The 13,807-nt window shown below is 67.5% G+C and carries 10 protein-coding genes; 3 read left to right on the top strand and 7 right to left on the bottom strand.

Features of this window, described 5'->3' with window-relative positions:
- Window positions 1-4: 4 nt before the first annotated feature.
- Window positions 5-3,205, bottom strand: a complete 3,201-nt coding sequence (locus tag AB2N08_RS04185) for a hybrid sensor histidine kinase/response regulator (protein WP_367609350.1) — start codon at window positions 3,203-3,205, stop codon at window positions 5-7.
- Window positions 3,206-3,303: 98 nt separating this feature from the next.
- Here AB2N08_RS04185 and AB2N08_RS04180 point away from each other — a divergent pair, with 98 nt between their 5' ends.
- Window positions 3,304-4,005, top strand: a complete 702-nt coding sequence (locus tag AB2N08_RS04180) for an SOS response-associated peptidase family protein (RefSeq protein WP_367609349.1) — start codon at window positions 3,304-3,306, stop codon at window positions 4,003-4,005.
- On the opposite strand, the gene gudD is transcribed toward AB2N08_RS04180, so the two are convergent.
- The 6 genes from gudD to AB2N08_RS04150 all read right to left on the bottom strand — a co-directional run bounded on the left by gudD (window position 4,006) and on the right by AB2N08_RS04150 (window position 10,945).
- Complete coding sequence (gudD, locus tag AB2N08_RS04175) at window positions 4,006-5,346, bottom strand: glucarate dehydratase (protein ID WP_367609348.1); 1,341 nt, start codon at window positions 5,344-5,346, stop codon at window positions 4,006-4,008.
- Between the two features lie 26 nt (window positions 5,347-5,372).
- Entirely contained in the window at window positions 5,373-6,338 is a 966-nt protein-coding gene (locus AB2N08_RS04170) for a Bug family tripartite tricarboxylate transporter substrate binding protein (protein WP_367609347.1), read from the bottom strand.
- A gap of 31 nt (window positions 6,339-6,369) precedes the next feature.
- Window positions 6,370-7,443 (bottom strand): porin, encoded by a 1,074-nt coding sequence (locus AB2N08_RS04165; RefSeq protein WP_367609346.1) that lies wholly within the window; start codon window positions 7,441-7,443, stop codon window positions 6,370-6,372.
- Between the two features lie 156 nt (window positions 7,444-7,599).
- The gene (locus AB2N08_RS04160) at window positions 7,600-8,484 is read right to left on the bottom strand and encodes a LysR substrate-binding domain-containing protein (RefSeq protein ID WP_367609345.1); all 885 of its coding nucleotides are present in this window, start codon (window positions 8,482-8,484) and stop codon (window positions 7,600-7,602) included.
- 57 nt (window positions 8,485-8,541) lie between these two features.
- Complete coding sequence (gene alr, locus AB2N08_RS04155; RefSeq protein WP_367609344.1) at window positions 8,542-9,648, bottom strand: alanine racemase; 1,107 nt, start codon at window positions 9,646-9,648, stop codon at window positions 8,542-8,544.
- Window positions 9,649-9,652: 4 nt separating this feature from the next.
- Window positions 9,653-10,945: a D-amino acid dehydrogenase gene (locus tag AB2N08_RS04150; RefSeq protein WP_367609343.1), complete on the bottom strand. Its 1,293-nt coding sequence runs from the start codon at window positions 10,943-10,945 to the stop codon at window positions 9,653-9,655.
- Between the two features lie 112 nt (window positions 10,946-11,057).
- On the opposite strand from AB2N08_RS04150, the gene AB2N08_RS04145 reads away from it, so the two are divergent.
- Together AB2N08_RS04145 and AB2N08_RS04140 are read left to right on the top strand one after the other, a co-directional pair.
- Window positions 11,058-11,543, top strand: coding sequence for an Lrp/AsnC ligand binding domain-containing protein (locus AB2N08_RS04145; protein WP_367609342.1), 486 nt, complete (start codon window positions 11,058-11,060; stop codon window positions 11,541-11,543).
- A gap of 68 nt (window positions 11,544-11,611) precedes the next feature.
- The gene (locus AB2N08_RS04140) at window positions 11,612-13,801 is read left to right on the top strand and encodes a hybrid sensor histidine kinase/response regulator (RefSeq protein WP_367609341.1); all 2,190 of its coding nucleotides are present in this window, start codon (window positions 11,612-11,614) and stop codon (window positions 13,799-13,801) included.
- Window positions 13,802-13,807: the final 6 nt, after the last annotated feature.

The following is a 13,807-nucleotide window of genomic DNA, read 5'->3' as shown; positions in this document are numbered from 1 at the left end:
GCCGTTATGCCAGCCGCACCAGCAAGGCCTCGAGCTGCTGCGCATCGTACGGCTTGGCCAGCATCGCATCTGCCACGTCGCTGGCATGACTGGCCCCGCTGGCGAACGCGATGCGCGCCTGCGGCAGGCGCGCCTTGACCCGCAGCGCCAGCTCGTCGCCCCCGATGCCGGGCAGGTGCAGGTCGGTCAGCACGATGTCGGGCGCCAGGTCCAGCAAAGCCAGCGCCGCTTCGCCGCTGGAAGCCTCGAGCACCTCGTAGCCGAGGATGCGCAGCAGTTCGGCCGTGTTCTCGCGGATGTCGTCTTCGTCTTCCACCAGCAGCACGCGCGCCTTTGCCGCCGCCGGCGTTGGCGCCGGGGCCGGCAGGCTTGCTGCCATCAGTGCATTCTTTTGCTGCTGGTTCGACAGCACGTGGCGCACCTTGCGTGCCAGGTTGTCGCGCGTGTACGGCTTGCCGAGCAGTTCGACGCCGGCGTCGAGCCGCCCGCCATGCACGATCGCATTCTCGGTATAGCCCGACGTGAACAGCACCGCCACGTTCGGCAAGCGCTCGCGCGTCTTCCTGGCCAGCTCGGGGCTGCGCAGCGGGCCGGGCATGACGACGTCGGTAAACAGCAGGTCGATGTGGATGCCGCTGTCGACCACCGTCAGCGCCGCCGTGGCGTCGTTGGCGCGCAGGACGCGGTAACCGAGGTCGGTGAGCATGTCGACCACCGTCAGGCGCACCTGCTCGTCATCCTCGACCACCAGCACGGTTTCGTGGCCGCCGGTGACCGCCTGCAGCAGCGGCTCGCCCGCATGGTCTTCGACCTGCAGGGATCTGGGCAGGTAGATCTTGATCGTGGTGCCTTCATCGACCTCGCTGTAGATCTTGACGTGGCCGCCCGACTGCTTGACCAGGCCGTACACCATCGACAACCCCAGGCCGGTGCCCTTGCCTTCGGGCTTGGTCGAGAAGAACGGCTCGAAGGCCTGGTCAATCACATCCTGCGGCATGCCGCTGCCGGTGTCGCTCACGGCCAGCATCACGTACTGGCCGGGCGTGACTTCGGGATGCGCCGCGCAGTAAGTGGCGTCCAGCGCGGCATTGGCCACTTCGAGCGTCAGGCGCCCGGCGCCGTCCATCGCGTCGCGCGCATTGATCGCCAGGTTCAGGACCGCGTTCTCGAGCTGCGCCGGATCGACCTCGGTGGTCCACAGGCCGCCCGAGATCACCATCTCGATATCGATTTCTTCGCCCAGCGCGCGGCGCATCATGTCTTCCATATTGCCCAGCAGGCGCCCGATCTTGACCGCTTTCGGTTCGAGGGGCTGGCGCCGCGCGAACGACAGCAGCGAGCTGGCCAGCTTGGCGCCGCGCTCGACGCCGCTCATCGCGTTCTCGACCCGCTTCTTGATCTCGGGCAGGCCGTCGGCGCGGCGGGCAATCAGTTGCAGGTTGCCGCCGATGACCTGCAGCAGGTTGTTGAAGTCGTGCGCCACGCCGCCGGTGAGCTTGCCGATCGTTTCCATCTTCTGCGATTGCTGCAGCGCGGCCTCGGTGCGGCGCATGACCTCCATCTGCGCCAGGTCGGCGCTGATGTCGCGGCCCACGGCGTGGATATATTGCTGGTCGGGCGAGGCAGTCCAGGACAGGTTGCACCAGCTGCCGTTCTTGCGCTGCCAGCGGTTCTCGAAGCGGTACACCTGGCCACCCGAGCGCAGCGCCTCGATCTGCTGCGCGGTCACGGCATGGTCGTCCGGGTGCACCAGCGCGAGCATTGGCGTGGCCAGCACCTCGGCCTCGGTCCAGCCCAGGATCGCGGTGAAGGCCGGATTGACGGCGAACAGCGTGGCATGCAGGTCGGCCACCAGCATGATGTCCTTCGACAGGCGCCACATGCGGTCGCGTTCGGCCGTGCGGCGCTCGACCCGTTCTTCCAGGCTGGCATTCGACAGCGCCAGCGCCTCGGCTGCGCGCTTCTGGTCTTCGATGTCGATGCTGGTGCCGATCCACAGGGATGCGTTGCCGGCATCGCCAGGGGAGCGGTGCGCACGCACCAGGTGCCAGCGGTACTGGCCATCGTGGCGACGCAGGCGGATTTCGGTGTCGAGCGCGGCGCCCGACGCCACGCACGACTGCCACAGCGCGCGGTAGCGGCTGTCGTCGTCGGGATGCACGAGCGACGCCCAGCCGTGGCCCAGCAGCGCGTCGGGCGCCTTGCTGCCACTGGCGTATTCGTGCACGCGGTCGTTGATCCACTCGACGCTGCCGTCGTCATGCGCGGCCCACACGTGGTTCGGCATGGCCTGGGCGAAGGTGCGAAAACGCGCCTCGCTCGCGCGCAGCGCGCGTTCGGCCAGTACCCGCTCGGTCACATCGTTGCCGAGCACGAAGGTGGCGAACACGGCGCCGTCGGCATTGCGCAGCGGCTGCAGCACGAAGTCGATGAAGGTGCGGATGTGCCCATCCTGGCCGGGATTGTTCAGCGAGAGTTCGACGCCTTCGGCGCGAAACACGGCGCCGTCGGCAAAGCTGCGATCGAGCTGCTCGACGATGCCGTGCGCCGCCAGCTCGGGCACGGCCTGCGCCACCGTCATGCCAAGCAGGGGGCGGTCGCCCGTCAGGACGCGATAGGCGTCGTTGGCCAGCGCGTAGCGGTGCTCCGGTCCGTCGAGCAGGCAGATGAAGCCGGGGGCTTGCTCGAACATCGTGTGCAGGCGCGCGCGCTCGGCCAGGATGTGGCGCTCGGCCTTGACCTTGCCCGAGGTCTCGACCACCACCGCCATGATGCCGGCGATGACGCCGTCCTGGTCGCGGATCGGCGAATAGTCGAGGTTCATCCAGACCTGCTCGGGCTGGCCGGTCCGGTGCAGCGTGAGTTCCTGGTCCTGGTAGCTCAGCGTGCCGCCCGCAAGGCCGACCCGCATCACGTTGTCGTTGAAGTCGGCCACTTCGGGCCAGCCTTCGCGCACCTTCGATCCCAGCAGCGTCGGATGGCGTCCGCCCGCGAACACCCGGTAGGCGTCGTTGTAGATCATGTAGCCATCCGGGCCCCACAGGGTGACGATGGGCGCGGGCGTGGCCATGATCAGCGCGACGGTGGTCTTGAGGACGGTAGGCCAGCCTTCGATAGGGCCGAGGCTCGTTGCGTGCCAGGGGAAGGAACGGATAAGGCGCGACGTTTCGTCAGTCTCGGGCAGGAAGGGCAGGCTTGCTGGCATCGTGGGTAGAATGCTAAAAATAGACGCTGGTATTTTACACTTGGCTTGACGAGCAGTGACGCATTGTTGTTAACACGCAATATCTTTGGAGCAAAATCATGTGCGTGAACTACCGCCCCCCGACGCCGGAAATGTTCAACGGCCGCATCGGCGCCTTCAGCCAGTTGCCGCGCGACTGGCAGTGGCCCGAAGAAACCTGGAAGGATTACACGGCGCCGATCCTGCGCGCCGCGCCAGGGCTGGCGCCGCAGGCGTGCGTGGCCAGCTACGGCATGGTCCCGCGCCGCCATATTCCGCCCGACGTAAAACCGTTCGACACCATGAATGCGCGCGCTGAATCACTGGTCGAGCGCCGCTCGTTTGCACCGGCCTGGCGCCGCCTGCAACTGTGCGCGGTGCCGATGCTGTGGTTTTACGAACCGTGCTACGAGAGCGGCCGCGCCGAGCGCACCGCCATCGGCATGCGCGACGCATCGCTGTTCTGGGTGGCGGGCCTGTGGCGCGAATGGCAAGAGGCCGATGGCGGCATGGCCAATGCCTTCACCCAGATCACGATCAACGCCGACACGCATCCCCTGATGCGCCGCATGCACAGGCCGGGCGACGAGAAGCGCTCGCTGGTGCTGCTCGGCGACGACGAAGTGGGCGACTGGCTGGCCAGCCGCGACCTCGACGTGGCACGCAGTTTTCTGCGGCACTTTCCGGCCGAGGCCATGAAAGCGTGGCCGGCGCCGCTGGCGCCCAGGCGGGTAGCAGCAGCAGCGCAGTCGCCAGCGCCGGTCAATGGCGAGCTGTTCTGATCAACGCAGCAGGCAGGGCCGCTTGTTGTCGAACTTCCAGTCGCGAATCAGGTACTGCATCGCCACCGCGTCGTCGCGCGCGCCCAGGCCCAGGTTCTTGTAAGCCTGGTGCGCGGCCTCGAGCTTGTCAGGGTCGAGTTCGATCCCCAGCCCTGGGCGTTGCGGCACCTGCACCATGCCGCCCTCGATCAGCAGCGGCTCCGTGGTCAGGTGCTGGCCGTCCTGCCAGATCCAGTGGGTGTCGATGGCCGTGACGCGCCCCGGCGCGGCCGCGCCCACGTGCGTAAACATGGCCAGCGATATGTCGAAGTGGTTGTTCGAGTGCGAACCCCAGGTCAGGCCGAACATGTCGCACAGTTGCGCCACCCGGACCGAACCCTGCATCGTCCAGAAATGCGGGTCGGCCAGCGGGATGTCGACCGACTGCAGCTGGATCGCATGGGCCATCTGGCGCCAGTCGGTGGCGATCATATTGGTTGCCGTGCGCAGGCCGGTGGCGCGGCGAAACTCGGCCATCACTTCGCGGCCCGAGTAGCCATTCTCGGCCCCGCATGGGTCTTCGGCGTAGGCCAGGATGTCGTGCTTGTCGCGGCAGACGCGGATGGCGTCGGCCAGCAGCCAGCCGCCGTTGGGATCGAGCGTCACGCGCGCCTGCGGGAAGCGTTCGTGCAGCGCGACGATGGCTTCCATTTCTTCATCGGCGCCCAGCACGCCGCCCTTGAGCTTGAAGTCATTGAAGCCGTAGCGCTCGCGCGCCGCTTCGGCCAGGCGCACGATGGCTTCCGGCGTGAGCGCTGCTTCGTTGCGCACGCGCAGCCAGGTATCGTCTGCATCGGGTTCGCTGCGGTAGCCGAGCGGCGTCTTCGCGCCGTCGCCCACGTAGAACAGGTAGCCCAGCATCTCGACGGCGGTACGCTGCTGGCCTTCACCCAGCAGCGCCGCCACCGGCACCTCCATGAACTGGCCGAGCAGGTCGAGCATCGCCGATTCCACGGCCGTGACGGCGTGAATGGCCGTGCGCAGGTCGAACGTCTGCAAGCCCCGGCCACCCTGGTCACGATCGGCGAACGCGGTGCGCATGGCGTTCAGGACCTTGTTGTAGTCGCCCAGGGTCGCACCGATGACGAACGGGCCGGCGTCCTCGATCGTCTGGCGGATCTTTTCGCCGCCGGGCACTTCGCCCAGGCCCGTGTTGCCGGCGCTGTCGGTCAGGATCACGATATTGCGGGTGAACCACGGGCCGTGCGCGCCGGAGAGGTTCAGGAGCATGCTGTCCTGCCCCGCGACCGGGACGACGCGCAGGCTGGTGATGACGGGGGCATTCGACGTAGTGTGGGACATGATGGGGCGGCTCTAAAAAGTAAAGGTCAGTCGATCGAGATCTTGCCGTTGGTGATGACCTCGCGCCAGCGCGCCAGTTCCTGCGCCTGGAACTTCGTGAACTGCTCGGGCGACGAGGCCACGACTTCAAAGCCTTGCTCGGTCAGTTTCGCCGCAATCTGCGGATCGTGCAGGGCGCCCGTGATCGTCGCGTGAAGCAGGGCTTTCACATCCTTCGGCAAGCCTTTTGGCGCCGCGATGCCCTGCCACGAATACACGTCGACATCCTTGACGCCGGCTTCAGCGAGCGTCGGCACATTCGGCAGCGCTGCCGAGCGCTTGCTGCCCGTGACGGCCAGCGCCTTGAGCTTGCCGGCCTTGATGTGGCTGAGCACGACGTTGATGTTCTGGAAGGACGCGTTGGCATGGCCGCCCAGCAGGTCGGTGATCGCCGGCGCGCCGCCTTTGTACGGCACGTGCAGGCCCGAGGTGCCGGTCTTTTGCCAGAACAGCGCCGTCGTCAGGTGATCCGAACTGCCGGCGCCGGACGTGGCGAACGTGATCTTCTCGGGATTCTTCTTCAGATAGGCGACAAAGTCGGCCACGGTGGTGGACGGCACGGTGGCATTCGTCACCAGCACGTTCGGCGCCTGCACGGCCACGGTCAGCAGGTCGAAGTCTTTCGACGGATCGTAGGGCAGCGTCTTTTGCAGGAGCGGGTTGACCGAGTACACGCCAATGGACGCGACCATCAGCGTGTAGCCGTCGGGCGCGGCGCGCTTGACGTAGCCGCCACCCAGCGCGCCGGTGGCGCCGGGACGGTTGTCGACTACCCATGGCTGGCCCAGTCTGGCGCTGACCTTCGGGCCGATGGCGCGCGCGATGGCGTCGGTCGAGCCGCCCGCCGGGAACGGCACGACGACGTTGATCGCCTTGTCGGGATAGGCCGCGTGCGCACTGCCGACGATCGCCAGTCCCATGAGCAGGGATGAAACCTTGGTACGGATAGTCATTTTTTTTGTCTCCTCGTTGTGGTGGTGCAGATCAGAAGCTGTGGCGCAGGCCCAGGTTGTAGCCGGTGTCGCCGCTGCCCGATTCGGTATTGTTCGCGATCGTGTAGCCGGCGCCGTTGCGGTTGTCGACATGACCGTAGGCGGCGTACAGGCCGGTGCGCCTGGACAGCGCGTACAGGTAGCCGATGCCCCAGGCATTGGCGTCCTGGTTGAATCCCGTGCGGTCATCCTTGTGCAGCACCGACGCCATCAGCGTGCCGCCCTTGACCGGCGCCGAGATGCCGAGCAGGTAGCTGCGCCCGTCCGTCGATGGTGTTGGCCGCACGCCGCCGTACGGGTTGTTGGCATTGATCAGCGGCGCCGCGCCGTCGCCCTTGTCGCTGCTGATCCCCGTGTGCAGCTTGATCCAGCCGGCGTTGTACGAGGCCGCGAGCAGGACGTTGCGGCCGATGGAGCGGTCCACCGCGGGCGTGGCGCCGCTGGCGGCGACGTCGGTGTTCTTGTTGTTGTAGACCAGGCGCACGGCGAGCGGGCCGGCCGCATAGCCGACCGCGCCGCCGAACTGGCGCCCGGCGGCCGAGCGGCTTTGCTCGCCCACGCTGTAGGCCAGCTCGCCATCGAAGCCGTTCTTCTTCGGCGTGGCGTAAGTGATGGTGTTACTGGTGCGGATATTGGTGCCGTTGTGCGGGAACAGGCTCTTGGCGCTGCCCGCATAGCCGGTGCTGAACGGATCGACGATGGAGACCATCGCCGTGTGATACGGCGTGTACTGGCGCCCGAGGGCGACCGCGCCGAAATTGCCGCGCAGGCCAACCAGGGCCTGGCGGTTGAAGATGGTGCCGGCGGCGTCGATTTCGCCGGTATCGATCTTGGCGCCGCCCTCGAGCGTGAAATAGGCCGAGAGGCCGTTGCCCAGTTCTTCGACGCCCCGGAAGCCGAAGCGCGACGCGGCGCCGACCCCGCTGGTGACCTTGGTGATGCGGCCGGCGGAACCGCCATCTTCGATGACGATGCCCGCATCGGCGATGCCGTAGAAGGTAACCGAGGTTTGTGCATGGGCCGTGGCGGCGCCCAGTAACAGGACGAGCGCTGTTGCTGTTTTCAAGACTGTCTCCTTTTTTATGTGGTCGGATCTTATGGAATCCGTACGCAGCCATCGGCGGTCACGAGCCTCAGGCTGGCGCCATCATAGAGCAGAGATCAATACCGGATCAATCCAAAAGCTGGTGCGTCCAATACAGGAATTGAATCAATGGCGCGATCAACCTGGGTGGAATGTCGCCAGCACCTGTTGCCTGACAAGATCGAGCACCGGGTTGTCGTTGTCGCGCCGATAGGTGGCCACGAGGTGCACGGGATCGGTCGTTACTTCGCGCAGGACGATGCCCTCGAATTTCAGGCGGGTAGCGCCTTCGGCAATCAGGGCTGCGCCCATGCCCGCGCCGACCAGGGCCAGCATCGTGTGGACCTGGCCGATGTGCTCGACGATGTCCGGCACCACGCCGGCCATGGCGAACCGTTCGCTGAGCATCTGGTAGAAGGGCCGCGCCTCGTAGGGCGAGTACATGATGAACGGCTTGCCGTGAAAGCAGGCCAGCGTCGGCGCCTCGGGCCACAGGTGGGCGTCGCTTTCCTGGATGGCCAGCATCAGCGATTCGGTGACCATCAACACGCTGTCGAGTTCACTGTTGACGGTGTGGGGGCGCATCAGGCCCAGGTCGATTTCGCCGGCGTTGAGCGCCTCGACCTGCGCCGTGCTGACCAGTTCCTTGAGATTGAGCGCGACGTCGGGACAAAACTGGCGGATGCCGCGCACGACGGCGGGCAGCAGGCTGTAGCCGGAGGCAGCGCTGAAGCCGATGGTCAGCGATCCCTGCTCGCCCCTGGCAGTGCGGCGCGCCTTGACGGCGGCTTCCTGCGCCAACCGAAGGATGCGCGTGGCTTCGGGCAGGAAGGCCTTGCCGGCGGCGGTGAGCGTGACCGAGCGGCTGGTGCGTTCGAGCAGGGCGACGCCCACGCTGTGTTCGAGCAGGCGGATCTGGCGGCTGAGCGGCGGCTGCGTCATGTTCAAGCGCTCCGCTGCGCGGCTGAAGTGCAGTTCTTCGGCGACGGCGACGAAGCAGCGCAGCTGGCTGATTTCAAACAAGGGTTACCTCTTCACCAAAGTACGGCGAGTCGCCGCGGCGAATAGTGTAACCGGTGGCTACATGCCGCCGACGTAGCGTCGCTCGAAACGGCTGCCAAGCCGCGTGAGCACTTCGTAGCCGATCGTGCCGGCCTGCGCCGCCACGTCGTCCACGGTTTGCTTCTCGCACAGCAGGTCGACGCTCTGGCCCGGTGCGATGCGCGCTTCCGGCATCCCGGTCACGTCGAGCGTGATGCTGTCCATCGATACGGTGCCGACAAACGGCGCCGCCACCCCATCGACCCAGGCGTACGAGCGCCCGCTCAGGGCGCGCAGCCAGCCGTCGGCATAGCCGATGGCGATGGTGGCGATGCGGCGCGGGCCGGGCGCCACGTAGCGCGCACCGTAGCCGACGATGTCGCCCGCGTCGATGCTGCGCAGCTGCACCACGCGCGCCGCCAGCGACACCGCCTGCGCCAGCGGGTTGACGCTGCCCGGCTGCGGATGGATGCCGTACAGCGCCGCGCCGGGGCGCAGCAGGTCATGGTGGAAGGCCGGCCCGAGGAACACGCCCGACGAATTCGCGAGGCTGCCCGGCACGCCGGGGAACAGCGCGCGCACGGCATCGAAGCGGCCGCGCTGGCGCGCGTTGAGCGGATGCTGTGCTTCGTCGGCGCAGGCCAGGTGGCTCATCACGAGTCGCGGTTGAATGCCATCGAGCCAGGCCGGGTCCTGACGCAGGCGCTCGAGGTCCGCGCCCGCCAGGCCCATGCGCGCCATGCCGGTGTCGAACTGGATCGCCGCCGGCAACCTGCGGCCAGTCTCGGCGGCCAATGCGCGCCATTCGGCGATCTGGCCCGGATCGTTCAGCACGGGCACCAGGTCATGCGCCAGGCAATCGCGCGCGGCGCCCGGCATCGCGCCGTGCATCACGTAGATCGTGGCGCCGAACGGCAGCAGCGCGCGCAGGCGGATGCCTTCGTCCAGGTGCGCCGTGAAGAACGTGCGGCAGCCTTCGGCCAGCAGCGCGGCGGCCACCGGCGCCATGCCCAGGCCATACGCGTCGGCCTTGAGCACGGCGCCGCATTCGGCCCCGCCGCCATGCGCAGCCAGTGTGCGGTAGTTGGCCCGCACCGCGTGCAGGTCGATGGTCAGGTACGCGCCGGCGCGCGTGGCGGACGTCATCGCCTTATGCCCGTGCCAGCCCGGCGCCGGGCGACACGTCGCGTACGCCGGCGTAGCGGAACACCGCCAGGTCGTCGGCCCGGATCGACGGCGCCTTGCCGCCCACCAGGTCGGCGATGACCATGGCCGAACCGGCCGCCATCGTCCAGCCCAGCGTGCCGTGGCCGGTATTGAGGAACAGGTTCGAGAGCGGCGTGGCGCCGACAATGGGCGTGCTGTCCGGCGTCATCGGGCGCAGGCCGGTCCAGAAGCTGGCTTGCTTCGTGTCGCCCGCGCCCGGGAACAGGTCATTGACCACCAGTTCGAGCGTTTCGCGGCGGCGCGGATCGAGATCGAGATTAAAGCCCGACAGTTCGGCCATGCCACCGACGCGGATGCGGTCGTCGAAGCGCGTCACGGCGATCTTGTAGGTCTCGTCGAGGATGGTCGAGACGGGCGCGCGCGCGGCGTCGACGATCGGCACCGTCAGCGAATACCCCTTCATCGGATACACCGGCACCGGGAACCAGCGCTGCAGCAGGGCGCGTGTATGGCTGCCCGTGGCCAGCACATACCTCTCGGCCGTCAACACGCCCTTGTCGGTGACCACGCCAGAGATCTCGCCGCCCGCTTGTTCCAGCCGGCGCACGGTGGTGTCGAACTCGAAGCGCACGCCCAGGTCGCGCGCCATGGCGGTCAGGCGCGTGGTAAACAGCTGGCAGTCGCCCGTTTCATCGTTCGGCAGGCGCAGGCCGCCCACCAGCTTGTCGGCGACATTGGCCAGCGCCGGTTCGGCCGCAGCGAGCTGCGCGCCGGCCAGTACTTCATAGGCCACGCCGGCATCGCGCAGCACCTCGATGTCCTTGGCGGCATTGTCGAACTGCTGCTGCGTGCGAAACAGCTGCACGGTGCCTTGCTGGCGGCCTTCGTAGGCGATGCCGGTGTCGCGCCGCAGCTGGCGCATGCAGTCGCGGCTGTATTCGGCCAGGCGCACCATCCGCTCCTTGTTGACGGCGTAGCGCGCCGGATCGCAGTTACGGTACATCTCCCACATCCACTGCAACTGGAACAGCGTGCCGTCCGGCCGGATCGACAGCGGCGCGTGGCGCTGGAACAGCCATTTGGCGGCCTTGAGCGGAATGCCGGGCGCGGCCCAGGGCGAGGCGTAGCCGGGAGAAATCTGGCCGGCGTTGGCGAAACTGGTTTCGAGGGCCGGACCGGGCTGGCGGTCGATCACGGTCACTTCATGCCCGGCCAGGGCCAGGTAATACGCGGTGGTGACGCCGACCACGCCGCTGCCCAATACGATGACACGCATAATTTCCTCGAAAAGAATCAGGATTCAGTAAAGCTTGCCATCTTAGCGGCAGAAGCCCGATAATTGTTTCTGTTAATACTGCAGTTTTCAGAAGAAATTACGGAGCCAGACCATGCGCGTGCAAAAGGCGTCGAACCGCATTCTCGACCGCATCGACCTGCACATCCTGGCGGTGCTGCAGCAGGATGCGCGAATCGTCATGAAAGACCTGGCCGAGCAGGTCGGGCTGTCGCTCACGCCCTGCATCGAGCGCGTCAAGCGCATGGAACGCGACGGCGTGATCATGGGCTACCACGCGCGTGTCAATCCCCAGGCGCTGGGGATGCAGATCCTGGTGTTCGTCGAGATCAACCTGCACCAGAAATCCGACAAGGCCTTCGAGCGCTTCCGGCGCGCGATGCTCGCCATTCCCGAGGTGCTCGAATGCCACCTGGTGTCGGGCGACTTCGATTACCTGATCAAGGCGCGCATCCCCGAGATGTCCGAATACCGGCGCCTGCTGGGCGAAATCCTGCATGTGGCCGATGCCGGCCAGTCGAAGAGTTATGTGGTGATGGAAGAACTGAAGGAAACGCTGGCGTTGTCGATTCCGCGCTGAACCGGTAAAAATGCAAGGGTGCGTGCAACACATCCTATAATGCAATTTTTCGCCTCTGGTGAGATTCCATGCGCGACCCTGCCGGCCCGGTTCTGTCACTGCGACACCTGTTGATTCTGTTGACCGCGATCGGCTTGCTGCCGCTTGTGCTGCTGGGGGTATGGACCATCCACGGTGCCGGGCGTTATCTCGAGCAGGAGCAGGAACGCCTGCTGCTCGGCCACGCGCGCGCGCTCTCGAGCGCCGTGGACGCCGAACTGGACGCCACCATCGCCGCCCTGAACGGGATCGCCAAGAGTCCGCAGCTCGCCGGCGGCGACCTGGAAGACTTCCACGCCACGGCCGCGCGCCTCACCCGCCCTGACTGGCTGGGCGTGATCCTCAACGATGCCGGCGGCAAGGCCGTGTTCAGCACGATGTCGCCGTTCGGCGCGCCGCCGGGGCACGTCGCCGAGCCGGCCAGCCTGCACCAGGCGCTGCGCGAACGCCGGCCGGTGGTGGGCCGCGTGGCGCGCGGCATCACAGGCCTGGCGGCAGTGCCGGTGCGGGTGCCAGTCACCGGGCCGGGCGGCCAGTCATGGATCCTGACTGCGGCGGTGCAGCCCAACCGCTTTCTGGACGTGATCGCACGCCAGAAAATCCCATCCGATTCCGTGATCGCCGTGCTCGATGGCGCCGGCTCATTGGTGGCGCGCTCGCGCAACCAGGAACGCACCGTGGTCGGGGCGCCGAGCGAATCGCTGCGGCGCCTGATGCAGGCAGGGCCCGACGGCGTGGGGCAGGTCAAGACGCTCGAGGGCGACGCGGTGATCAGCGGCTACGCGACCTCGCCGCGCTATGGCTGGGCGGTGGCGGTCGGCGCGCCCAGCGCCGGCCTGGGCGTGGTCTTCTTCAAGCGCTTCGCTGTCTACATGCTTGGCGCCTGGGTGGTGCTGGCCGCCTGCATCGCGCTCGCGTCCTGGCTGTCCGGACGCATCGTGCGCCGCATCGAGAGCGTGCAGGTCGGCGCCGCCGCGCTGGGCAGCGGCCAGGGCGTGCAGGTGGCGCCGTCGCGGATCAAGGAAATCCGCCAGATGGGCCAGGCGCTGGAGGTCGCGGCCCGCCAGCGCGCGGCGCACGAGGACGAGCGTTCGCGCCTGCTCGCCACGCTCGAAGACGCGCTGGCCCAGGCGCGCCAGGCCGGCGTGGCCAAGGATACGTTCCTCGCCATGCTCGGCCACGAGCTGCGCAATCCGCTCAGCCCCATCCTCACGTCGCTCGACCTGATGGACCTGCGCAATGAGCCGGGCAGCGCGCGCGAGCGCGTCGTCATGCGGCGTCAGGTGAACCATCTGCGGCGCCTGGTCGACGATTTGCTGGACGTCTCGCGCATCGCATCCGGCAAGCTCGAAATCGATCCACGCCCGATGAACCTGGCCGAGACGGCGCGCCTCGCGCTGGCCGCGCCGCCGGGAGAGGGCATCACGCTCGAGGCGCCGGCGGCGGTCTGGGTCAACGGTGACGAGACGCGCCTGGCCCAGGTGCTGGGCAACCTGCTGTCGAATGCCGTGCGCTTCGGCAGCCGCACGACCCGGGTGCGACTGGAGACGCTCGGCACCGAGGCGGTGCTGAGCGTGACCGACGATGGCGCCGGCATGGCGCCCGACTTGCTGGCGCATGTGTTCGAGCCGTTCTACCAGGCGCCGCAACCGCTGGCGCGACGTACCGGCGGGTTGGGCCTGGGCCTGTCGATCGTGCGCGAGATCGTGCAACGGCACGGCGGACACGTGGCGGCCTTCAGCGACGGGCCGGGCGCCGGCAGCCGCTTCGAGGTGACGTTGCCGCTGGTCCCGCCGGCGCCGGCACTCGTGCCCGTGGGGCCGGCGCAGGCATTCCATGCACGCCGCATCCTGCTCGTCGACGACAACGAAGACGCAGCGGCGGCGGGTGCGCTGCTGCTACGCTTGCTGGGGCATGACGTGCAAGTGGCCCATAACGCCGCCAGTGCGCGGGCGAGCGCACTGAGCGTGCGGCCCGACGTGGCGATCCTCGATATCGGCCTGCCCGATATGGATGGTTACGCGCTGGCGGCGGCATTGCGCGCTGACTTGCAAGACCCGATATTGCACCTGGTCGCGCTGACCGGCTACGGCCAGGAAGCCGACGTCGCGCGTGCGCTGGCGGCGGGTTTTGACGTCCACCTGACCAAGCCGGCCACGCTCGAGGCGCTGCAGGATGCATTGGCGCAGCGCGCCGCTGCGCAGGCAGTCGACAGCTGACGCCAC

Source organism: Massilia aurea, assembly GCF_040790145.1.
In the GTDB taxonomy this organism is placed as follows: Bacteria; Pseudomonadota; Gammaproteobacteria; order Burkholderiales; family Burkholderiaceae_D; genus Telluria; species Telluria aurea_C.
Note: the sequence above shows the minus strand (reverse complement) of the source record. Positions and strands in the feature narration are given on the sequence as shown.

Bases quoted from the DNA above. Each gene is read 5' to 3' on its own strand.
- AB2N08_RS04180 (WP_367609349.1), top strand. From the start codon at position 3,304: ATGTGCGTGAACTACCGCCCCCCGACGCCGGAAATGTTCAACGGCCGC.
- AB2N08_RS04150 (WP_367609343.1), bottom strand. From the start codon at position 10,945: ATGCGTGTCATCGTATTGGGCAGCGGCGTGGTCGGCGTCACCACCGCG.
- AB2N08_RS04140 (WP_367609341.1), top strand. From the start codon at position 11,612: ATGCGCGACCCTGCCGGCCCGGTTCTGTCACTGCGACACCTGTTGATT.
- gudD (WP_367609348.1), bottom strand. From the start codon at position 5,346: ATGTCCCACACTACGTCGAATGCCCCCGTCATCACCAGCCTGCGCGTC.
- AB2N08_RS04170 (WP_367609347.1), bottom strand. From the start codon at position 6,338: ATGACTATCCGTACCAAGGTTTCATCCCTGCTCATGGGACTGGCGATC.
- alr (WP_367609344.1), bottom strand. From the start codon at position 9,648: ATGACGTCCGCCACGCGCGCCGGCGCGTACCTGACCATCGACCTGCAC.
- AB2N08_RS04145 (WP_367609342.1), top strand. From the start codon at position 11,058: ATGCGCGTGCAAAAGGCGTCGAACCGCATTCTCGACCGCATCGACCTG.
- AB2N08_RS04185 (WP_367609350.1), bottom strand. From the start codon at position 3,205: ATGCCAGCAAGCCTGCCCTTCCTGCCCGAGACTGACGAAACGTCGCGC.